At 70.9% G+C, this 19,867-nt stretch carries 19 protein-coding genes, 1 tRNA gene and 1 pseudogene; 8 read left to right on the plus strand and 13 right to left on the minus strand.

The annotated features are described in order from the left end of the window. Nucleotides 1-31: 31 nt before the first annotated feature. Together ACFY9I_RS17800 and ACFY9I_RS17805 are read left to right on the plus strand one after the other, a co-directional pair. On the plus strand, nucleotides 32-1,315 hold the full coding sequence (locus ACFY9I_RS17800; RefSeq protein WP_391002551.1) for a hypothetical protein: 1,284 nt from the start codon (nucleotides 32-34) through the stop codon (nucleotides 1,313-1,315). Between the two features lie 115 nt (nucleotides 1,316-1,430). Next, the gene (locus ACFY9I_RS17805) at nucleotides 1,431-2,570 is read left to right on the plus strand and encodes an amidase domain-containing protein (RefSeq protein ID WP_391002553.1); all 1,140 of its coding nucleotides are present in this window, start codon (nucleotides 1,431-1,433) and stop codon (nucleotides 2,568-2,570) included. A 45-nt stretch (nucleotides 2,571-2,615) separates the two neighbouring features. On the opposite strand, the gene ACFY9I_RS17810 is transcribed toward ACFY9I_RS17805, so the two are convergent. The 3 genes from ACFY9I_RS17810 to ACFY9I_RS17820 all read right to left on the minus strand — a co-directional run bounded on the left by ACFY9I_RS17810 (nucleotide 2,616) and on the right by ACFY9I_RS17820 (nucleotide 5,759). Next, complete coding sequence (locus ACFY9I_RS17810) at nucleotides 2,616-3,251, minus strand: DUF4383 domain-containing protein (RefSeq protein ID WP_391002555.1); 636 nt, start codon at nucleotides 3,249-3,251, stop codon at nucleotides 2,616-2,618. Between the two features lie 98 nt (nucleotides 3,252-3,349). Further along, the gene (locus ACFY9I_RS17815) at nucleotides 3,350-4,831 is read right to left on the minus strand and encodes a hypothetical protein (protein ID WP_391002556.1); all 1,482 of its coding nucleotides are present in this window, start codon (nucleotides 4,829-4,831) and stop codon (nucleotides 3,350-3,352) included. Nucleotides 4,832-4,931: 100 nt separating this feature from the next. Then, a complete protein-coding gene (locus ACFY9I_RS17820) occupies nucleotides 4,932-5,759 on the minus strand; it encodes a DUF4097 family beta strand repeat-containing protein (protein WP_391002558.1) in 828 nt (275 codons plus the stop codon). A 200-nt stretch (nucleotides 5,760-5,959) separates the two neighbouring features. On the opposite strand from ACFY9I_RS17820, the gene ACFY9I_RS17825 reads away from it, so the two are divergent. Continuing rightward, a tRNA-Val gene (locus ACFY9I_RS17825) sits at nucleotides 5,960-6,031 on the plus strand. 57 nt (nucleotides 6,032-6,088) lie between these two features. Here the strand turns inward: ACFY9I_RS17825 and ACFY9I_RS17830 are convergent. Further along, the gene (locus ACFY9I_RS17830; protein ID WP_391002560.1) at nucleotides 6,089-6,415 is read right to left on the minus strand and encodes a hypothetical protein; all 327 of its coding nucleotides are present in this window, start codon (nucleotides 6,413-6,415) and stop codon (nucleotides 6,089-6,091) included. A 97-nt stretch (nucleotides 6,416-6,512) separates the two neighbouring features. On the opposite strand from ACFY9I_RS17830, the gene ACFY9I_RS17835 reads away from it, so the two are divergent. Then, the gene (locus tag ACFY9I_RS17835; protein ID WP_391002562.1) at nucleotides 6,513-6,746 is read left to right on the plus strand and encodes a DUF2277 family protein; all 234 of its coding nucleotides are present in this window, start codon (nucleotides 6,513-6,515) and stop codon (nucleotides 6,744-6,746) included. A 66-nt stretch (nucleotides 6,747-6,812) separates the two neighbouring features. Here ACFY9I_RS17835 and ACFY9I_RS17840 read toward each other — a convergent pair whose 3' ends face one another. The 5 genes from ACFY9I_RS17840 to ACFY9I_RS17860 all read right to left on the minus strand — a co-directional run bounded on the left by ACFY9I_RS17840 (nucleotide 6,813) and on the right by ACFY9I_RS17860 (nucleotide 13,083). Further along, the gene (locus tag ACFY9I_RS17840; RefSeq protein ID WP_391002563.1) at nucleotides 6,813-7,436 is read right to left on the minus strand and encodes a VTT domain-containing protein; all 624 of its coding nucleotides are present in this window, start codon (nucleotides 7,434-7,436) and stop codon (nucleotides 6,813-6,815) included. Nucleotides 7,437-7,719: 283 nt separating this feature from the next. Then, entirely contained in the window at nucleotides 7,720-8,175 is a 456-nt protein-coding gene (locus tag ACFY9I_RS17845; protein WP_391002565.1) for a DoxX family membrane protein, read from the minus strand. An 84-nt stretch (nucleotides 8,176-8,259) separates the two neighbouring features. Next, nucleotides 8,260-10,404 carry an FAD/NAD(P)-binding protein gene (locus tag ACFY9I_RS17850; protein ID WP_391002567.1) on the minus strand — a complete coding sequence of 715 codons (2,145 nt, stop codon included), beginning with the start codon at nucleotides 10,402-10,404 and terminating at the stop codon, nucleotides 8,260-8,262. A 197-nt stretch (nucleotides 10,405-10,601) separates the two neighbouring features. After that, nucleotides 10,602-12,293 carry an alkaline phosphatase D family protein gene (locus ACFY9I_RS17855; protein WP_391002569.1) on the minus strand — a complete coding sequence of 564 codons (1,692 nt, stop codon included), beginning with the start codon at nucleotides 12,291-12,293 and terminating at the stop codon, nucleotides 10,602-10,604. Nucleotides 12,294-12,438: 145 nt separating this feature from the next. Then, entirely contained in the window at nucleotides 12,439-13,083 is a 645-nt protein-coding gene (locus ACFY9I_RS17860; RefSeq protein ID WP_391002571.1) for a DUF1524 domain-containing protein, read from the minus strand. 637 nt (nucleotides 13,084-13,720) lie between these two features. Here ACFY9I_RS17860 and ACFY9I_RS17865 point away from each other — a divergent pair. Together ACFY9I_RS17865 and ACFY9I_RS17870 are read left to right on the plus strand one after the other, a co-directional pair. Continuing rightward, nucleotides 13,721-14,308: a TMEM165/GDT1 family protein gene (locus ACFY9I_RS17865; RefSeq protein WP_391002573.1), complete on the plus strand. Its 588-nt coding sequence runs from the start codon at nucleotides 13,721-13,723 to the stop codon at nucleotides 14,306-14,308. Nucleotides 14,309-14,552: 244 nt separating this feature from the next. Beyond that, a complete protein-coding gene (locus ACFY9I_RS17870; RefSeq protein ID WP_391002575.1) occupies nucleotides 14,553-15,218 on the plus strand; it encodes an HAD-IA family hydrolase in 666 nt (221 codons plus the stop codon). Between the two features lie 145 nt (nucleotides 15,219-15,363). Here ACFY9I_RS17870 and ACFY9I_RS17875 read toward each other — a convergent pair whose 3' ends face one another. Next, nucleotides 15,364-16,290, minus strand: a complete 927-nt coding sequence (locus ACFY9I_RS17875) for an NAD(P)-binding domain-containing protein (RefSeq protein ID WP_391002576.1) — start codon at nucleotides 16,288-16,290, stop codon at nucleotides 15,364-15,366. 66 nt (nucleotides 16,291-16,356) lie between these two features. Between ACFY9I_RS17875 and ACFY9I_RS17880 the strand changes: the two are divergent. Then, a pseudogene (locus tag ACFY9I_RS17880) lies at nucleotides 16,357-16,689 on the plus strand (winged helix-turn-helix transcriptional regulator); the annotation flags it as partial. A gap of 340 nt (nucleotides 16,690-17,029) precedes the next feature. Here the strand turns inward: ACFY9I_RS17880 and ACFY9I_RS17885 are convergent. The 3 genes from ACFY9I_RS17885 to ACFY9I_RS17895 all read right to left on the minus strand — a co-directional run bounded on the left by ACFY9I_RS17885 (nucleotide 17,030) and on the right by ACFY9I_RS17895 (nucleotide 18,904). Continuing rightward, the gene (locus ACFY9I_RS17885; protein WP_391002578.1) at nucleotides 17,030-17,356 is read right to left on the minus strand and encodes an antibiotic biosynthesis monooxygenase; all 327 of its coding nucleotides are present in this window, start codon (nucleotides 17,354-17,356) and stop codon (nucleotides 17,030-17,032) included. A 427-nt stretch (nucleotides 17,357-17,783) separates the two neighbouring features. Continuing rightward, nucleotides 17,784-18,500, minus strand: coding sequence for an MOSC domain-containing protein (locus tag ACFY9I_RS17890; RefSeq protein ID WP_391002580.1), 717 nt, complete (start codon nucleotides 18,498-18,500; stop codon nucleotides 17,784-17,786). A 167-nt stretch (nucleotides 18,501-18,667) separates the two neighbouring features. Further along, nucleotides 18,668-18,904 carry a peptidoglycan-binding protein gene (locus ACFY9I_RS17895; RefSeq protein WP_391002581.1) on the minus strand — a complete coding sequence of 79 codons (237 nt, stop codon included), beginning with the start codon at nucleotides 18,902-18,904 and terminating at the stop codon, nucleotides 18,668-18,670. Between ACFY9I_RS17895 and ACFY9I_RS17900 the strand changes: the two genes are divergently transcribed. Further along, the gene (locus tag ACFY9I_RS17900) at nucleotides 18,894-19,763 is read left to right on the plus strand and encodes a hypothetical protein (protein WP_391002583.1); all 870 of its coding nucleotides are present in this window, start codon (nucleotides 18,894-18,896) and stop codon (nucleotides 19,761-19,763) included. The two genes, ACFY9I_RS17895 and ACFY9I_RS17900, sit on opposite strands and share 11 nt — an antisense overlap. Nucleotides 19,764-19,867: the final 104 nt, after the last annotated feature.

The following is a 19,867-nucleotide window of genomic DNA, read 5'->3' on the forward strand; positions in this document are numbered from 1 at the left end:
GCACCCGCCACCCTCGCAGAATGAGCCGTACATGAAGCCTGGCAGCACATCGCACCGGGGTCGCCGCCGCAAGGCGCGCCCGCCGCGCCGTACCACCCGCCCGCAGTTCCTGACCGTGGCCGCACTCCTCGTTCTCGCCTCGCTGGTCGGCGGCTATCTCGTGCTGAACCGTACGGCCGACACCGCGCCGACCGCCTCGTCGGCCGGCGGCGACAGCAGATCCAAGGCCGCGGCGGAGCCCCAGTGGGACGGCAGGACCAAGGTCATCGGCGACGGCTCCACGTCCTACACCGGCCCGCAGAAGGGCCGGCTGAAGGCGGTACCGCTCAAGAAGGGCGAGAAGCCTCCGCAGTTCGTCGTCTTCTCCTGGGACGGCGCGCTGGCCGGCGACGACGAACTCTTCCAGCACTACCGGGAGATGGCGAAGAAGTACGACGCCCACATGACGTTCTTCCTCACGGGCATCTACCTGCTCCCCAAGGACAAGCGGAACCTCTACGACCCGCCGCAGCACGACAAGGGCGCCGCCGCGATCAGCTACCCCACCGACGAACACGTCCGCACCACCCTCGAACAGCTCGGCAAGGCGTGGAAGGAGGGCAACGAGATAGGCACCCACTTCAACGGCCACTTCTGCGGCGCGAAGGGCGGCGGCGACTGGAGCGTCGCGGAGTGGAAGCAGGAGATCGAGGAGTTCAACTCCTTCCTGGAGAAGTGGAAGACCAACACCGGCTACACCGACATGGACCCGCTGCCCTTCGACGTCAAGGCCGTCAAGGGCGGCCGCGCCCCCTGCCTGGAGGGCCAGGAGAACCTGCTGAAGGCCGTCAAGGACTTCGGCTACCGCTACGACGCCAGCTCCCCGGGCGCCTTCCAGGTCTGGCCGAGCAAGAAGAACGGCATCTGGGACTTCCCCCTCCAGATGCTCCCGTTCGACGACGAGTACCAGGCGCTGTCGATGGACTTCAACTTCCTCTACAACCAGTCCAACGGCCAGACCGACGGCGATCCGGCCATGCACCCGACGTGGCAGCAGCAGACCATCGACACCTACATGGCCGGCTTCAACCGCGTGTACCACGGCAGCCGGGCGCCCCTGCTCATCGGCAACCACTTCGAGCAGTGGAACGGCGGCATCTACATGAACGCCGTCGACGAGGTCATCAAGACCGTCTGCGTGAAGAAGGACGTGAAGTGCGTGTCCTTCGACGAACTGGCCGACTGGATGGACGTACAGACGCCGCAGACCCTGGCGAACCTGCGCGGACTGGACCCCGCCCAGGCCCCGGCCGATTGGGCATCGGTCGTGAAATAGCCGCACAGATACCCATGTTGCTCACTTGTTACACCCCCCGACCTCACTCCTCTTGAGGCGGTCATGTAAAGATTTGCTCCCGGGTACGACCAACTCGGGGTCAAGGAGATTCCCAGTGAGATCAAGGACGTTGAGCCTCGCAGGCTCGACCCTCGCGGCGGCCGTGGTGGCCTCCGCGCTGCTGCCCGTCGCCGCCGCGCACGCCGCGCCGACGCCCAAGGTCACCAAGGCGACCAAGGACGCGTTCGGCCGTGTCGCGGACAATGTGCTCACCGACCGCACGGCTGTCCTGCTCGGCAGCAAGGCCGCGCGCAAGTCGCTGAAGCCCACCGGTGGCGTCAGGCTGTCCTCCGCCCAGAAGAAGGCCGAGGACGCCAAGCTGTCCGCCCTGAAGGGCACCAGGTCCCGCCTCGCCGACCTCGGGGAGGCATACACCTCGGCCGACACCAAGGTCACCGTCGACAGCGCCAAGGTCAAGGGCAAGAAGGCGACGGTCCAGGTCACCGAGACCACCACCCTGAAGTACAAGAAGATACGTGGCGACGAGCCCGCCTCCACGGGCTTCGACGCGCACCACGTGCTGACCTTCGCCTTCCAGACGGACGGCACCTGGCAACTGACCGCCATGCGCTCCACCGACGGTGGCGCACCGCGCATCAACGAGCCCGTCGCCGCGCCCGCGGACGCCAAGCTCAGCCGTACGCCCATGGCCGTCATCCAGGCGCCCAAGGCGGCCACCACGCGCAACCCGGTGGCCAAGCCGAAGACGCTCACCGGCGGCGCCTACGACTACAAGGCGATGGCGACGTACACCGAGAAGTACTGGAAGAACTACAACCCGGCGTACCGCAAGTACAACGCGGCCGGCGGCGACTGCACCAACTTCCTCAGCCAGGGCCTCCTGGCGGGCGGCTGGAAGCAGATCTCCACGGTCACGCCCGAGGAGTACGACACCTGGTACTACGCCTCGAACGGCACGGCCGACGCCTGGATCGGCGTCAACGAGTGGTCCTGGTTCACCCAGACCGCCAAGCGGACCACCGCACTCGCCAACGTCTACCAGATGCACGTCGGTGACGTACTGCAGGTCGACTTCGACAAGGACGGGTCCAAGGACCACTCCATGATGACGACCTACCGCAGCTCCAGCGGCGTCCCCTACCTGACCTACCACGACGCGGACACCTACCGCCGCTCGGTCGCGAGCATCATCGCCTCGTACCCGAGCGCGAACTACTACGCGTACCGCACCTGAGCCCCGGCCGCGCCGCCCACCGCACGTGGGCGGGGCCGTCGACGCTCACCCGGCGCCCTTCCCCCCGGACTCCGCTTCGGATCCCTCGGGGAGGGCGCCGGCCCGCTTTCGCTTCGCCGTCTCCACACCGGCCTCGCGTTCCGTCTCCCGCTCGAACGCCTCCGGATGGCGGGCCCGCCAGTACGGGCTGTCGTGCGGCAGCGCCGTACCGACCCTGCCGTACATCCCGAACGTCATCAGCAGGATGCCGACGACAAAGCTGAACAGCACGTTCTCGATGTGGAACGCCAGGAAGTTGGAGTCGGTGTCCAGCAGGGCCATGTTGCCGAAGCCGCTGAGGATGAACAGGACCCCCAGCGTCATGTTCAGCGTGGAGGCGAAGTTGCCGCCGATGACCATGCCGACGAGCAGCAGCAGTCCCACGGCGATCGACAGCACGCTCAGAGTGCCGTTGGTGCTCAGCCCCACGACCTCGTCACCGGCGGTGTCGAACCAGCCCACGTTGCCGGTGAGGCCCAGGATGCCGAAGACGACCAGGAACAGACCCATCAGGCCCGCCCCGAACCGGTACACCCTGCTGAGGTGGTGGTCGACGGGAAGGTGCTCGTCGATCCTGATCCGCCGCCGGGGACCCGCGTGCCGGGCCTTCGTACGCTCGGTGTGCGTGGCGTGCGTGGCCATGTCCGCCTCCCATCGGGTGTGAGCGGAGGCCTGCATACCCTTTCAGCATCCGCCGGGGGGCTCCACCGGGCAACCCAGTGGCCCTTGGCCCGGACGCCTCAGACGGCGCCCGCGCCCCGCTCCTTGCGGATCTGGTCCACCACACGGGCCACGTTCTGCCGTACGGCCTCCGTCTCCGTCAGGAAGTGCCAGTAGTCGGGGTGGCGGCCCTCCAACGTGGCGATCGCCCGCTCCAGCCGGGCCACGGAGTCGTCCAGCGGGCGGGCGTGCCGGGGGTCGGGTGTGGAACGGCCCGCCATGGCGAGGCGCTGGGCGTCCCGGATCGCGAACCGGGTCCGGTCGATCTCCTCCGAGGAGTCCTTCTGCACGGCGTTCAGCCGCCGCAGCCGGTCACCCGCCGCGGACACCGCCTCGTCGGTGTGGTTCAGCAGCGCCCGTACGGTCGACAGCAGAGAGGTCGCGTCCGGCCAGCGCTGGGCGTCCCGGGCGGCCCGCGCCTCGCGCAGCTTCTGCTGGGCCTGCTCCACGTCCCGCGCCGCCTGGTCCGGCACCTGCTGCAGATCCTGCCAGCAGGCCGCCACGAACCGTCGTCGCAGCTCGCTCAGCACCTGCGGCACCTGCTCCGCCCGGGTGCCCAGCGCCTCCGCGCGCGTCCGCAGCGACACCAGCCGGTGGTCTATCTCGGCGGCCTTCTCCGGCAGCCGCTCGGCCTCCGCGCGTACCACCTCCGCCTCCCGCACGACCCGGTCGGCCCGCTCCAGCGTCTCCCGCACGCCGTGCTGCCCCGCCCCCTGGTTCAGCTTGGTCAGCTCGGGCGCGAGGGCCGCCAGCCGGGCGGCGAGGTCGTCGGCCTTCAACCCCGAACCCCGTACGGCGTCCAGGGCGTTGGAGGCGGCGAGCAGACCCTGTCGGGCGCGCTCCACCGCGGGGACCAGCCGGGCGAGCTGGGTCTCCGCCGTACCGAGCAGCGGCCCGAGCCCCTGGGCGAAACGGTCCAGCTCCTGCTTGACCCGGCCCAGCTCGTCCTTGGCTTTCGTCAGCTCGGTCCGGGCCCGGGAGGCCGCGGCGGCCTCCAGGTCGTCCCGGTCAAGGTCGTGGGCGTCGACGGCGTCGATGTACTGGTGGCTGACCTCGTCGATCCGCCGTCCCAGCGCCTCGAAGGCGGAGACCGCCTGGCGGGCGGCGGGGGACTCGTCCACCGCGGTGATCGTCTCTATCGAGATCCGCAGATCCCGCTGGGCGGTGTCCAGCTCGTAGAACGCGGCCGCCGCCGCGTCCTTCGCCGCCTGCGCCTCCGCCCGCTGACTCTCCGCCCGACCGCCGAACCACCGCCGCGTGCCGCCCCCGGCGAAGGCGACGGGCAGCACCAGGGCGGTGAGGAGGGGGACCGCCAGGAGAACGGCCAGGTCGCGTCCGGCCGAGCGGTGGGAACGCCGGGTGCGGGGAACGGTGGGCCGGTGCGGGGCACGGGCGTCGGCCGGTTGGCGTGGTGCACGGCTGTGGGGTTGCTGTGCGCTCGCTTGGGGTTGTCGTGCGCTCGGCACCATCGGCGTGTACGGCTCTGCAGGTGTCGCCGTCACATCCCTCTCCCGTGCTGTCATCCACCCTGACCGGTGCCATTCTCCCACCGGTGGAGGACGAAAACACGGGGCTGATCGGTTCGCCGTTCCCGCGCGGCTCTCAGCCCATGTTCCGTACGGTGACCGACCCGTCCTGGGTGTGGGCGCTCACCAGGTGCGAGCTGCCCTCGTCACGCGCCACGGACACGTCCACGGAACCGTCGTCACTGTCGGCCTTCACCCGGTACGACGTGTCACGCGGCAGCCCGATGGTGATCGAGCCGTCGTCGCTGCGGGACTCCACCAGGTCCGGCACGACACCGAGTTCGAGCTTGACCGAGCCGTCCTTGGTGCTCGCCTTGACGTTTCGCGACTCCACACCGAGCGCGCGCACCGAACCGTCGTCGCTGTGCAGCTCCAGCGGCCCGGTGGAGTCGCTGACCCGCACCGAACCGTCGGCGGTCCGGATCCTCAGCCGCTCGGCGAAGCCCTTCGCGTGCACGCTGCCGTCCCCGTCCTCCACGGTGACCGCGACCCCGCGCGGCACCTCGATACGGTGCTTGGCCGAGCAGTCGGCGACGAAGCCGGAGCACTTCAGCCGCAGCTTCAGCCGGTCGTCCTTCATCTCCCAGGTCACCCGTGGGTTCCCGCCGACCACGACCCGTCCCTCGAACCACCGGGTCACCTCGACCTCGTCCACGTCCGCCGAGACCAGTTCGAGCGCGGAGTCGTCCGAGTCGACGGTGAGCGTACGGCCCGCCAGGGCGAAGCTCCGCCGTTCCGGGTCCCGGTCCTCCCCGGCGTCCGCCCCGCACGCGGCGACGGACGCCGTGAGCGCGAGGGCGAGGCCGGCCACGGCCACCGCTCCCGTGCGGGACCTGTGAGCGGTGCGCCGAGCGGTACGCGCTGCCGTACGAGGCGCACGAGCCGTACGAGCTGTGCGTGTCATGACGATCTCCCCCTGGGGCCGGTCTTCCGTCGTCCCGGACTGTTGTCGCCGTCCAGCGCCGCCCGGCGCTGTGCCTCGACCGTACGGAGCGGGAGCGCTCGGGGGGATCCGGGCCACTCCCGGATCGAGGGTGGGGATAACCCCCGGTCACCGGTTTGCCGGGCATGCCCTGGGGCAATGTAGGCTGTCGGCTCGTACTCGGGTGCGTAGCTCAGGGGTAGAGCGCCTGCCTTACAAGCAGGATGTCGGCGGTTCGAAACCGTCCGCGCCCACCGAGGACGACGAAGACCCCCGGCCGATCGCGGCCGGGGGTCTTCGTCATCGGCCTGTCAGGCGTCGTGGGCGTGCTTCAGCCGGGTCCGGGCCTCGACCCTCTCCTCGGTGGCGACCTCGCCCCAGAACCGGTGGCAGCTCACGAACACCGCCAGCTCGCGCTCGCGCTGCCGCAGTTTCTCCACCTCGGCCTGCTCGTCGGGCGTCCAGCCCGGTGACGCGGGGCGCTCGACCTTCCGCCAGCCGTTGTCGTCGCTGAAACCGTCCAGGGGCTCGACCGACCAGGGCAGCCGCTTGAGCAGCGCCAGGAGCTCGGCCCGGACCTGATGCAGCTCCTCCTGACCGGCGAGGAGGTCACTGGGGAAGTCATAGGTCTTAGCCACACGACAATGCTACGCCTGTTCGATTTTGTGTTGCGAGTTTCTTCTGTCACGTCGAGGGCGGCTTCATCCGGACGGATGGAGGCGCGAGACTGGGGGCATGTGCCGCAGTATCAAGACTCTTCGACCGCCCGTCCTTCCCGAAGAGGCCACGGAGGACGACATCCGGGCCGCCGCGCTTCAGTACGTGCGCAAGGTCTCCGGTTTCCGCGCGCCCGCCGCTCACAATCGCGAGGTCTTCGACCGGGCGGTGGACGCGGTCGCCGAGGCCACGGCGGAGTTGCTGGCGGGGCTGGAGGTGCGGGGGGCCGCCGCCGGCCGCCGGGCCGGATAGTTTCCCGCCCCCGCCGCCCCTGCCCGTCCCATCCCAGGGGCTGCGCCCCTTGCTTTCCTCGGGCCGTCAGGCGCCGGCGCCTGCGGAGGGGACCGGGCGGCGCATGAAGTACGCCGCTGCCGCTCCCGCGCCGAAGAGTGCCGCCAGGGAGACGGCCGTCGCGAGCCACGTCGGGCCGAGCCACTGGGCACCGAGGTAGCCGAGGGCGACGCTGTACGTGGCCCAGGCCAGGCCCGCGAGCGCTGACCAGGGGAGGAAGTCGCGGGCGCGGTGACGGGCGGCGCCCGCGCCGAGGGAGACCACGGAACGGCCGGCCGGGGCGAAGCGCGCGACGACGACCAGCAGCCCACCGCCCCGCGCGAGCGCCGCGCCGAGACGTTCCTGCGCGGTCCTCAGACGCCGCGAGCGGGCGATGACACGGTCGAGGCGGGCGCTGCCCCGCCAGGCCAGCCGGTACGCCACCAGATCACCGAGCACGGACGCGGTCGCCGCGGAGAGCATCAGCACCAGGATGTCGGGGACCTCACGGGGCATCGCGCCCGCCGCGGTCTCGGCCGCGGCGGCCGTGGCCACCGCGACGACCAGGACCCCGCTCGGCAGGACCGGCAGGAACACGTCCAGCACGATGGACACGCCCACGACCGCGTAGATCCATGGGCCGGCGGCCAGCCAACCCAGACTCTCCAGCACCGAGCACTCTCCTGTTGTCCCCCGACGACACGGCGACCCGTGACAGCCGAACAGCGTACGCCCCGGGTAAGACAGACCGCCGACAGGGGCACACGTGGCTGTCGGACGCTGCTTCATGGTCAGACGCCGTTCACGGGTCACGAGTTGATCGTCGTGCCGGGTCGGTCTGATTCTCGGATCGTGACCGGGGGCGCGGAAGGGCCGCCGACGCGAAAGGGCTGCCGACGCGGAAGGGCCGCCGGGGCGAGCGAAACCCCGGCGGCCCTTCGCGCGGTCGGTCGGTTCACGCCGCCACGGGCGCCTTCTTCGTCGCGGACCTGCCGGCGGACGCGGCCTGACGCTTGGTGAAGAGCTGGTCGAGGCCGAGCGCGCCGGAGCCGGTGAAGATCAGCAGTAACATGGCCCAGCAGAAGAAGGCCGCGGCCTCGCCGCCGTTCTGGACCGGCCACAGGGCCTCCGGCTGGTGGACCTTGAAGTAGGCGTAGGCCATGGAGCCCGAGGCGACGAACGCCGCGAAGCGGGTGCCGAGACCGAGCAGTACCAGGGTGCCGCCGACGAGTTGGATGACAGCCGCGTACCCGCCGGGCCAGGTGCCGGCGGGGACGGTGCCGCCCTGTCCGTCCGCGCCGCCCAGGACACCGAAGAGGGTCTGGGCGCCGTGGCAGGCGAAGAGCAGGCCGACGACGATGCGGAAGAGACCGAGGGCGTATGGCTGGGCGCTGTTGAGGCGTCCGGTCATGTGGGGACTCCTTCGGTAGTGACCCGGCCCTCGTGGGACCGGTGGGGACGGTTATTACCGGTGAGTCATCCACGTTAGGCAGCCCTAATTGATGCTTGCAAGTTCAACATCTGGCCAGCTCTTTGTCTGCTTTTGGGGAGTCTTTGCGCAGGTCGTCGCGCGAAGAACGGCTCGCGCCACGGCGTCCGCGTCGGCGAGTGTGACCGAATCCACCCCTGGCCTGGCACCGGCGGCGGTCACCCAGTGCACGCCCTCCGTCGGCACTCCGAAGGCGAACCGCCTTGAATGCGCCGTACCCTGACGGTCAATCAGGTGGTATGGGCGAGGCGTCACGTCCAGTCCGCCTGTCTCGTATCCGTCCACTCGGTGCGGGCGGCACCCTCCCGTCCTCAGCAGGCCGGCGAGCAGGTCGTCGGCCGTCCTGCGCAAATCCGGCTCCGGGAGGCGGGCCTCGATGACCGTCGTCACCCGGACCGCCGACCCCGGTACCTCCGGCGAGTGCGCCGTCCACGCCCCGTCCTGCGGCCGTACGTCCAGACCGGGGCCGAGCACCGTCAGTACGCCCGCCTCGATCAGCGCGGACATCTCCTCGATACGGCTGCGGGGCGGGCCGATGGACAGGAACGCGTTCAGCGGGGTGTACCAGCGGTCCAGATGCTCCCGGCGTGACGCGCCCGCCAGCCCGCGGTGGTCCACGATGAGCCGCAACTCGTTCCGCAGATCCCGCAGTACGTCCAGCGCCGCCTTCAGCGGCCCCTCGACGTTCCCGAGCGCGGCCTGCGCGGCGTCCTCCCGCAGATACCCCAGCAGCCAGCCCCGCCACTCCTCCGGGTCCGCGAACGTGCGCCCCGCGTACGGCCGCGAAACGCGGTCCCACGACCACCGGTCGGCCTCCGCCACCCCGAACTCGTCGAGTACGGCGGCCTCTTGGCGCGAACGGTGGGGCACGGCGAGGAAGCGGTCACGGAAGCGGCCGCCCGTCGACGAGTTGCCGGGGGCGTCGCCGAAACGATCGTGGGAGGCGCCGCCGAAGAGGTCGCACGACGGGATGGGCGAGACGGGGACGGATGGGGAAGCCGCTGAAGCCCCGGAAGCCCCTGACACCTCTGGCGTCCTTGGTGTCCCCGCCGTTCCCGCCGTCCCCGCCGTTTTTGTCGCTCCCGTGACCCCCAGCAGCCTTTCGTAGTAGACCGTCTCGACTTCCTTCGCCACCAACGGCCATATCTCCGTCAGGAAGTCGGGGGCCTCCCCGGAGTCCGCGCGTTTGCGGAAGCCGGAGATGACCTCGGGGGTCAGGACGAGCGGGGTGTGGCGGCCGTAGGGGCCCTTGGCGTTGTCGCCGCGCGCCTGGTAGGGGACGCCGCGTCGGGAGCCCGCGTACAGGCGGGGCTCGCGACCGGAAGGGACGTACCGCAGCCGCCGCCCGCCCCCGGAGGGGTCGTCCCGGTCGGGGTCGTCCCGGTCGTCGTCGTGGACGAAGCGGCCGCCCCGGCCCGTCGTCAGCAGGGCCATGTGGTCGAAGAAGTTGAGGCCGAGGCCGCGCAGGAGGACCGGTTCGCCGGGGGCGACTGGGGAGAGGTCGAGGTCGGCCGGATTGGCGGGCGGGAAGTGGCGCAGGCCGTGGCGGGCGGCGCGGGCGGTGAGGTCCCGTTCCGTCCGGTCGGGGAGGGTGGGGAGGTGGCCCTGGGTCAGGACCACGGCGGAGAGACCGGTGAGGACGTGGCCGGTGGCGAGGGTGAGCCGCTGGCTGCCGTCGGGCGCGTCGTCGAGGCGGACGGCGCGGGTGCCGTGCACCTCGACCCGGATCCGGGGCGGCGCGCCCCGTACCACCTCGGCGAAGACCCACTCCAGGTAGCGCCCGTACTGGGCCCGCGTCGGATAGTCGTCGGGCCCCAGCCCGATCGGCCCGCCCGAGGAGCCAGGACCTCCCGTCGCCCACTCGTACAGGCTGGGCCCCGGCCGTACCGGTCCCGAACAGTCGACGCTCTCGTCGGTGAAGAGAGTGACCTGTGAGGCCACGGTGTTCATCAGGAGGTGGGGCGACTGGCTGGTGCGCCACACCTGGCCCGGGCCCGGCGGCGCGGGGTCGATGACGTGGACGGTCAGGTGGGTGCCGGGGCCGAGGAGTTCGGGGGCGGAGGCGCAGAGGCGCTCCAAGACGCTGGTGCCGCGAGGGCCGGCGCCCACGAGAGCGATGCCGATGCCATTGATCCCTGGGAAATCAGACAAAGGGGTAACTCCCGTGCGTGTGGGGCGCATGGTGGGGCGCGGTGCGGCGGACCGCCCGCCGACGAGCGGACGGTCCGCCTCATCATGCCGTCGTACTGCACGGGAACGGAGTCCTGGGCCCCTTCGGGCACACCAGGTGTGGGATGCCTCACGAGCATCTCGGACAACAGGGGCAACAACCGTGCGCAATGGGCGTATTACGGGGTGAGTACCGACTCGGTCGCCGTTTCCAGTCGCGCCTTCCCATCGCGTCGCATTCGCGCGCGGTCGAGCCGCAACCGTGCGGAACGGCCGTGCAGGGTGAGCGTCATGAGGTGGTTGCCGAACCAGGGGCCGTCCGTTCGGCGCCAGTCGATCGAGGGCCGCGCGCCATGCCCGTGCCGCCCGAACCACCGGCCGAGCACCCGGCCCGTCCTGCTCCAGCCGAAGCGGAAGCCGAGCTTTATCGACAGCGGGATGGAGTTGTGCACGGGGGAGCAGGTGAGTTGGAGGACGCGGGCGTCCGGCTTGCCCGGGGCGCCGGCCGGGGAGCCGTCCGAACCGGCCGCGGATCGGTCCGGGCGGTCATCCGGCCACGACGGTTCGGCGATGTAGGCGTGGTGCACGTCGCCCGAGAGCACGAGGACGGACGCCGGGGCCTCGGCCCCCGAGCCCGCCTCGGCGATCAGGCGGGTCAGGGACTCGAAGGACGAGGGGAAGGCAGCCCAGTGCTCCAGGTCGGCACCCCGGCGCAGCTTCTCCCCGAACCGCGCCCAGCGGTCCCCGCGCTCGCCCCGGCACAGGGCGGCGCTCCAGGACTCGGCGTCGTGCACGAGATGGGGCAGGAGCCAGGGCAGGGAGGTGCCGATGAGGAGGTGGTCGTACGAGCCGGGAGTGTCCAGTGACTGGGTGCGCAGCCACTCCGCCTCGCCGGGATCCAGCATCGAACGGTTCTGCTCGTCCAGGACGCGTGCGGCCCGGGAGTCGAGCATCAGGACCCGTACCCGCCCGAAGTCCCGCCGGTAGCTCCAGCTCACCGATGCGGCGTCCTGTTCGGCGCGGGCGGCGTGGGCGCGCAGCGCGTCCGTACCGTCCGGGGTGGCGCGTACGGCGGTGTGCACGGGGTCTGCGGCCAGCTCGGTGGGGGAGAGGTTGCCGAGGTGCTGGTAGACCCAGTACGACATCAGGCCGCTGAGGATCCGCTCGCGCCACCACGGGGTGGCCCGCATGTCGGCGACCCAGGACTCGCTGGTGTTCCAGTCGTCGATCACGTCGTGGTCGTCGAAGATCATGCAACTGGGCACGGTGGACAGCAGCCAGCGGATCTCGGGGTCGAGCCAGGACTCGTAGTAGAGGTGGGTGTACTCCTCGTAGTCCGCCACCTGGGCGCCCGGCGGGTCCGACAGGTTCCGGCGGGCGGCGAGCCACTGGCGGGTGGCCTTGGAGGTCTCGTCCGCGTAGACCTGGTCGCCGAGCAGCAGGAGGACGTCGGGGCGCTCGGCCCCCGGTTCGGCGGCCAGGCGGTCCGCGAGGGTGTCCAGGGCGTCGGGGCCCACCGGATCGGGTTCGCCGGACGGTGGCGAGGCCCAGCGGCAGGAGCCGAACGCGATCCGGACGGTGTCGCCCTCGGCCGGGGTGCGGATCTCGGAGGGCGGGAAGACCGAGTCGGGCTCGGGCCACACGGGCGTGCCGTCCAGCAGCACCTCGTACGCCGAGGCCGTGCCCGGCGTGAGTCCCGTCACCGTGACCAGCGCGTAGTGGTGGCCGGCGATCTGGAAGGTGCGGGCCTCGCCGCCCCCGCCGCCGGCGCACCGCACCTCGGCTACACAGGGGCGGCTCGCCTCGACCCAGACGGTCGCGGACGAGCCGTCCACATATCTCAGCAGTGGTCCCAGGCGCAGTCCCGGCATGGCGATCACCCTCCTCCGTCGCCCCGTACGGTACGGAACGACGGAGCACAATGGGGAGGTTCGGGCCACTTGATTCCGCTGGTGTCGGCTCGACGCGAGCGGCGCCGGTCCGCTTCGTCCGGGGGGCGGCTCGATCCGTCAGGTGTCAGCAGCTCGCCAGGTAGCGGGTGAGGGCGCTCTTCTCGGCGGAGTCGACGGAGAGGTCGTAGTGGTACTTCACCTGGACCCAGGCGCGGACGTAGGTGCAGCGGTAGGCCGTGCGCGACGGCATCCAGGTGGCGGGGTCCTGGTCGCCCTTCGCCTGGTTCACGTTGTCCGTGACGGCGATGAGCTGCGGGCGGGTGAGGTCGTTGGCGAAGGCTTGGCGGGTGGCGCTGCTCCAGTTGTCGGCGCCGGAGTCCCAGGCCTCGGCCAGCGGGACCAGGTGGTCGATGTCCAGGTCGGAGGCGGCGGTCCAGGTGGCGCCGTCGTACGGGGAGTACCAACTGCCGCTGGTGGCGGCACAGGCGGAGCTGGTGACGACGTTCGTACCGTCGCGCTTGAGGACCGTCTCGCGGGTGTTGCAGGTGCCGCTGATGGTGATCCAGTGGTTGAACAGGTCCCGGTTGTAGCCGGTGCGGTCCTCGGTCGCCACGGTCAGGGTGGCGAGGTAGGAGCGTGCGGTGGCGGCGCTGACCGGGGTGGGGAGAGCGGCGGAGGCGGTGGGGGCGGTGAAGAGCGTTACGGAAGCTGTCAATCCGCTGAGCGCCGCGAGTATGCTGACTCGTCGACGCGCGTAGAACCTGCGCATGTGAACTCCTTGGGGCCAGGGGGCTTTGGGGGGCGGGCGATTGAAGGGTCGCGGCGTGGTGTTACCGGCGGATGTGCGTCGGGTGAGAAGTTAATGACGTGCGCATGACACGACAAGGGGTGCGGGCGTGATTGATGCCGGGCGCCTGTGGAGTGGGGGGAGTGGGGTGCCTGGGCTGGGTCGGCGGGTGCGGGTGGTTGGTGGTTGCTCGCGCAGCTCCCCCCGCGTCTGGAGGACCAGGTCCCTGCGTCCGTGGAGGACCAGGTCCCCGCGCCGCTGAGAAGGACGGGGCGCAGCCCTGCTTTGAGGCTTTTCCAGGGGCGCGGGGAACTGCGCGAGAAGCCCCACCGGGCCGGCAGCCGACAGCGCACCCCGCCCCCGAGCTGCGACGCGCCCGGCGTACCATGGACCCCGCAGAAGGGGAGTAGCTCTTCGCCGGACCGTCGACATACTGCTCAGCTCGTCTGAGCCGGCGCCCGGAGGCGGGTCCCGAGGACCGGGACCGCGCCAGCGAGACCTTCGGCAAGCAGTGCACCGTCCGTGCCGCCCGGCACGGACCGAACGTGTGCTGCCGTGCCGAGGTGTCGCGTCAGCGGATGATTTCTCTCGGCGGGGCGGCCCGACCGATTGAGGAACATTGATCAGCTTCAGTGTCACGGCGCTCGTCTTCGGCGTCGTCTTTCTCGCCGAACTCCCCGACAAGACCGCTCTCGCCGGCCTCGTCCTCGGTACGCGCTACCGCGCCTCGTACGTCTTCGCCGGAGTCGCCGCCGCCTTCGCCGTGCACGTCACCCTCGCGGTGGCGGCGGGCAGCGTGCTCACACTGCTGCCGCAGCAGATCGTGCACGCGCTGACGGGTGTGCTCTTCCTGGGCGGGGCGGCGATGCTGCTGCTGACCAAGGGCGGGGCCGAGGACGACGCGGAGATCCGCAAGCCCGAGAACCAGAGCTTCTGGAAGGTGTCGGGGGCGGGCTTCATGCTCATCCTCGTCGCCGAGTTCGGGGATCTGACGCAGATCATGACGGCGAACCTCGCGGCCCGCTACGACGACCCGCTCTCCGTCGGGCTCGGCGCGGTCCTCGCTCTGTGGGCCGTGGCCGGGCTCGGCATCCTCGGCGGAAAGGCGCTGATGAAGCGGGTGCCTCTGAAGCTCATCACCCGGATCGCCGCCGTCCTGATGCTGGGGCTCGGTGTGTGGAGTCTGTGGGAAGCCGTGACGGGATGAGCGAGGGGGTGGCGGGGGCCGGGTTTGTTTTGTACCGTGGAGGAACAAAGTGGCTCCCGCCCGCATTCCCTGACCGGTGGGCGGGGCCGCCTTGTCTCTTCCTTGCCTCTTCTCCTTTGTCTCTTCCGGGGCACTCCTGCCCTTTTCTCGCCCGCTCCGTGCCCACGGAGCCTGTTCGTCCCCCGCGGGGCCGCCTGGTCGGGTTCCGCCGCTCGCGGCCCCTCCCCGCGCCTTGGAGCTGCTGATGACGGCCACGACCGTTCTGACCGCCCGCGCCCTCCTGCTCGACATGGACGGCACCCTCGTCAACTCGGACGCCGCCGTCGAACGTGTCTGGCGGCGCTGGGCCGAGCGGCACGGACTGGACGGCGCCGAGATCATGAAGGTGGCGCACGGGCGCCAGGGCTACGCCACGATGGCCGTCCTGCTGCCCGACAGGCCCATGGAGCAGAACCTCGCCGACAACGCCCAACTGCTGGCCGAGGAGACCGCCGACGTGGACGGCGTCGTCCCGATATCCGGTGCGCCCGAGTTCCTCGCGTCCCTCGTCACCGGCGGTGTGCCGCACGCCCTGGTGACCTCGGCGGATGTCCCGCTGTCCACGGCGCGGATGGCCGCGGCCGGGCTGGCGCTGCCGGAGGTACGGGTCACCGCCGAGTCGGTCGGCGCCAGCAAGCCGGACCCCGAGGGCTTTCTGAAGGGGGCCGCCGAGTTGGGCGTCGCGCCCGAGGAGTGCGTCGTCTTCGAGGACTCCGGGGCGGGGATCGAGGCAGGGCGGGCCGCGGGGATGCGGGTCGTGGGAGTCGGAGAGCGGGCGCGGTCCCATGGGCCGGACGTGGTGGTGCCGGATCTGACGGCGGTACGGGTGGAGACGGCCGGGGGTGGGTTCATCCGGCTGCGGGTGGGCTGATTCCGCCGCTTCCGCCGCTTCCGCCGGTTTCGCCGATTCCACCGATCTGCTGATTCCGTCGATTCCGCCACTTCAGCGGGGGATGTGGATCGCTCCGGCCGCCGGCGCTTGGCAGTCCGGGTGGCGGGTGCGGCGGCGTGGTGTCCTAGCGGCGGCCGAGGACCTCGGCCAGCCTGGTGAAACCGTCGGCGCCGTGGCCCAGACCGATGGCTCGGCGGGCCACGCCCTCGGCGGAGCGCATGACGCTCGCGTCGATGCCGTGGGACTCGGAGACCTCGACGATGTGGGCCATGGACGACACCCCCGAGGTCAGCGGGTTGCCCTCGCCGGAGTGCCGGCCGCTGTCGGTCTCCTCCGCGCCCTCCTCGAAGAGCGGCGGGAGGATCGCGGCGATCCCCTGGGCGAACGGGGTCAGCTCCCGCGCCGTGACGCCCTCCGCCCGGGCCAGCGCCAGGGCGTGGGTGTAGCCGGCGATCGCGGTCCAGAAGAGGTCCAGTAGGGCGATGTCGTACGTCGCCGCCCGGCCGATCTCCTCGCCGAGGTGGGTGTGGGCCCCGTTCAGCGCGTCCAGTACGGGGCGGTGGGCCTGATAGAGGGCCTCGGGGCCGCTGTAGATGAACACGCCGTCCGGGGTGCCGATGACCGGCGTCGGCGTCATGATCGCCCCGTCGAGGTAGTCGATGCCGTGCTCGGCCGCCCAGGCGGCGGTGTCCCGGGCCCGGCCGGGGGTGTCGGCGGTCAGGTTGACCACCGTGCGGCCCTTGAGCGCGTCGGTGACGGCCGGGCTGCGCAGCACGGCGTCCGAGGCGTCGTAGTTCACCACGCATACGACGGTCAGCGCGCTCGCGGTCACCGCCTCCTCCGCGGACCCGGCGCTGAGCGCGCCCCGCGCGATCAACTCCTCGTCGCGGCCCGGCGTGCGGTTCCAGACCGTGGTCCGCAGGCCCGCGTCCAGGAAGGCGCCGGCGAGGGCTCGGCCCATCGGGCCCAGGCCGAGTACGGTGACGGTGGGAGTGGCTGTGGTCGCGGCCGTTCCGTGGTGCGGGGCGGGCTGCTCGATGTGTGCGGGCATGACTCAGTGACTCCTGTTGCGATCGGTGATTCGGTGATTCGGTGATGCGTTGCGAAGGGGGCGAGGGTGAGGCGCAGTCGCGCTCAGGATCCGAACGTCTGCGGGGTGACCGCGGCGATCTCCGTGATCGAGGGGAAGTGGAAGACGTCGCTGCTCTGGCTGCTGGAGTCCGGTCCGCACCGGCCGGCTGAGCTGCGGCGGTCGCTGCCGGGTCTCAGCGAGAAGGTGCTGACGCAGGCGCTCCGTGAGATGGAGACCGATGGGCTCGTGCACCGCGAGGTGTACGACGTGCTGCCGCTGAAAACCGTGTACTCCCTGACCCCGTTCGGCCGCGAACTCTCCGATTCGCTGGGGCCGTTGGCGGACTGGGGCTATCGACGGCTGGAGAAGCTCGCCGGTGCCGGTGCCGGTGCCGGTGCCGGTGCGAGTGCGAGTGCCGGTGCCGCCGGGGCCGAGGTCTCGGCTGGGAGTGAGGCGGCGGTCCGGTCCGCCTCCTGATCCGTATCCGTCACGTCATCGTTCTCGTCTTCCGTCCCTGCTCGATGCCTCGCGACCCTTCGGTCGCGCCGTCACCACAAGGATCACCCGAGGGCTGCCCGACGCCAAGTACCCACAAAAAGGTGGGTACTTACGGGGCCGGAGACCGGTCGGTGGCGCCGAGTACCGATGCGCCCCCGTCCGGCGGTGGTTGCGTGGCCTCGGGCGGGGGCGATGACGTGCTCGGGGTGGTCGGTTGGTGTCAGGCCTCGGTCTTCGGGCCCGTCTGCTGGAGGACCTCGAAGGTCCAGACGGTCGAGTCGGAGGCGGCCGGCTTGGGGCGTTCGCCGCCGCCGCCCTGGTGGGCCTGCTTCATGGGGCCCTCCATCCACGCCTGGAAGGCGTCCTCGTCGCGCCAGCGGGTGTAGACGAGGTAGTTGTCGGTGCCGTCGACGGGACGCAGCAGCTCGAACCACTCGAAGCCGTCGGAGCTCTCGACCACCCCGGCACGGGAAGCGAACCGCTTCTCCAGCACCTCGCGCTGCTCGGCTGGGACAGTGAGGACATTGATCTTGACAACACTAGGCACATGACACCTCTGAGCAAGAGGGCGCCGGACTGGCGCCCCGATCTGGACGACGTGTGAGCAGTCTGCTATATCCGCCGAGGCAAGCGACGCGAGGCCGAGAACAGGGCGAGTTCCCGAAGCCCAGCGCGGCCCGCTCCAGCACGCCGCCTTGTTCCGGCGGGGTGTCCGACAAGGTGACGCGACGGCTCAGCAGTGCGGACAGCCGCGTATCCAGGCGAGGGTTGCCGACGGGAAGGGCGGTTCCGTCCGGGCAGTTGTACGGTGATCGTCCGGTCGGCGGCCATGGTGCTGCGGCAGGTGAGCAGCGGGCTCCACTTGCGGGGGTGTTTGGCGCTGCCTGGACTTCACCGGGTACCGGTGCAGGGCCGTCACGGTTCCCATGGGGCGTCTGTGTTCTTCTCGTCTTGCCGGTGCGTCCGGCGGCGTGTCAGGGTCGGATCACGACGACGGGGTCCCCGACGTCGATGGTGCCCGGCGCGGTCACGGTGCCCAGTGCGTCCAGACGCATGGCGTGCGTCCGGGCGATGGTCTTCAGCACGAGCGGGGAGTGCGGCAGACCCTGCTGGGACTCGTTGACCATGAGGCAGCGCTCGCTGGAGCGTACGAACGTGACGCGCACCGTGGTGCCGATGCGGACCTCGGAGCCGAGCCACTGGTCCTCCACGAACGTGGGTGTGCCCGGTGGCGTGCGGATGAGGAGGTTGGGCCGGAACCGGCGCTCGTCCACCGGAATGCCTGCAAGGGCGGTGCGCATCCAGTCGAGGGTGGCGGTGCTCAGCACGCTCAGCGGAAGCTGGTCGAAGTGCGAGACGGCCCCCTCACGGGCAACCTCGACGTCGTGGCGCCGCAGGTAGTGGCGCAGGTAGGCGGCGGCATCGGCCACCGGCACTCCATCGGGGTCGAGTAGCTCGGGCTCGGCCAGGCGTTCCGCTTCCGGGTAACGGGAGCTCAGCCGCAGCAGGCCGGGCATCTTTCGGAACCGTCGGGTGTTCTTGCCCGAGCCGAACCTGCCCTCGGCGTCCCGCACCGCATACAGCCGGTCACCCATCAGACCCCGCTCGTCCACGTCGGCCGACTCCAGCCGTTCTCCTCCCATGGACTTGATCGGGTATCGCCAGATCCGCTCGATGCTGCCCAGTCTCATCCCACCCCCATTCGGCTGACGGCCGGCTCGGCATGTCCTGAACACTCAGTTGTGTTCCGCGGCCACGCGCAGGCCGAAAACTGGCACTCACCGCATTCGGTATCTGTGTGGCAGTCGAGGGTCGGTGGGCCGAGGCGGGTGGTCCCGCCGTCCGTCCCCCGCCGCTGTCACGGTTCCTTCGTCTCGGATTCCAGGAGTTCGCGGGTCACCGGACCGTAGACGCCGGGCTCGTCCTGTTCCTTTCCGATGCCGCAGCTGTTCTGGTAGGTGAGGACGGCCTGTTCGACCTGGCTGTCGTAACTCTGGTCGATGTCGCCGGTGTATATGCCCAACTGGCGCAGTCGGAGCTGGAGTTCGGTGACCTCGGGGTCGTCGTCGCCGGGGCGCAGCGTCTTGGGTGCCACGAGTCGACTGTCGTCCGCGTTCTCCGCGCCGGCGGCCGACGAGCCGCCGGAGATGCTCGCGCTGGGCGCGCTCTGCGTCGGAGTGGCCGAGGGGGACGGGGACGGTGAGCCGGACGACGGTGAGGGTGAAGGGGACGGGGACGTGCTCCGCGTGGGGGCCGGCGGCGGCGCGTTGCCCGGCGGCGCGGGTGCGGGGGCGCCGCCCCCGCCGTCCCCGGGCGGCTCCACCGGCGAGGCGTCCCCGTCGGGCGACGTGTCCGGGGCGCTCGCCCGCAGGTCGTCCGGCAGCGCGCGATCCCGCTTCGGCGCGTCGTACGAGAACAGCCCGCTCGCGATGCCGGCGGCGGCCATCACCCCTGCGGCGGCGGTCCCCGCGAGGGTCACGATGACACCCGTACGCCGCCGGCGACGCCCGGGGCGGCGCGCCGAGGCCGAGGTGGCCGGGTGGGCCGACTGGGACGGACGGACGGCCGACCGGTCCGCTGGGGGCGACGGAGCCGACAGGGACGACGGGGACGATGACTCTGACGCCGATGGGCCTGCTTGGGTCGACCAGGCGGACGAGTCCGACGGGTTCGACGGGTTCGATGGGGCTGATGGGGCTGATGGGGCTGTTCGGGCCGAAGATGCAGAGGAGGCAGAGGAGGCAGAGGAGGCAGAGGAGGCCGACGGATGCGACGGGGGCGTCGGCGGTACCCGGGGCGAGGGTGATGTCGAGAACAAGCCATGCCCCGACGAGGCGTTCGAAGCGCGCGCCGCGCTGCTCGGCTCGCCGTACTGTCGGTCGAACAGTCGTACGTCCGCCGCGTCAGGCATGGGCGCCGCCGTGGTCACCGGCATGGCAATCGTCGGAGTGTGATCGGGCCAGGACGGGTCCGGTCCCGCCGCCCCGCTCGTCCCCGGGGTGACCCACTCCTGCTGCGTCGTTAAGGCTTCATCGTTCCTGGCGTTCCCGAAACCCTC

This window comes from Streptomyces sp. NPDC012510 (assembly GCF_042955065.1).
In the GTDB taxonomy this organism is placed as follows: Bacteria; Actinomycetota; Actinomycetes; order Streptomycetales; family Streptomycetaceae; genus Streptomyces.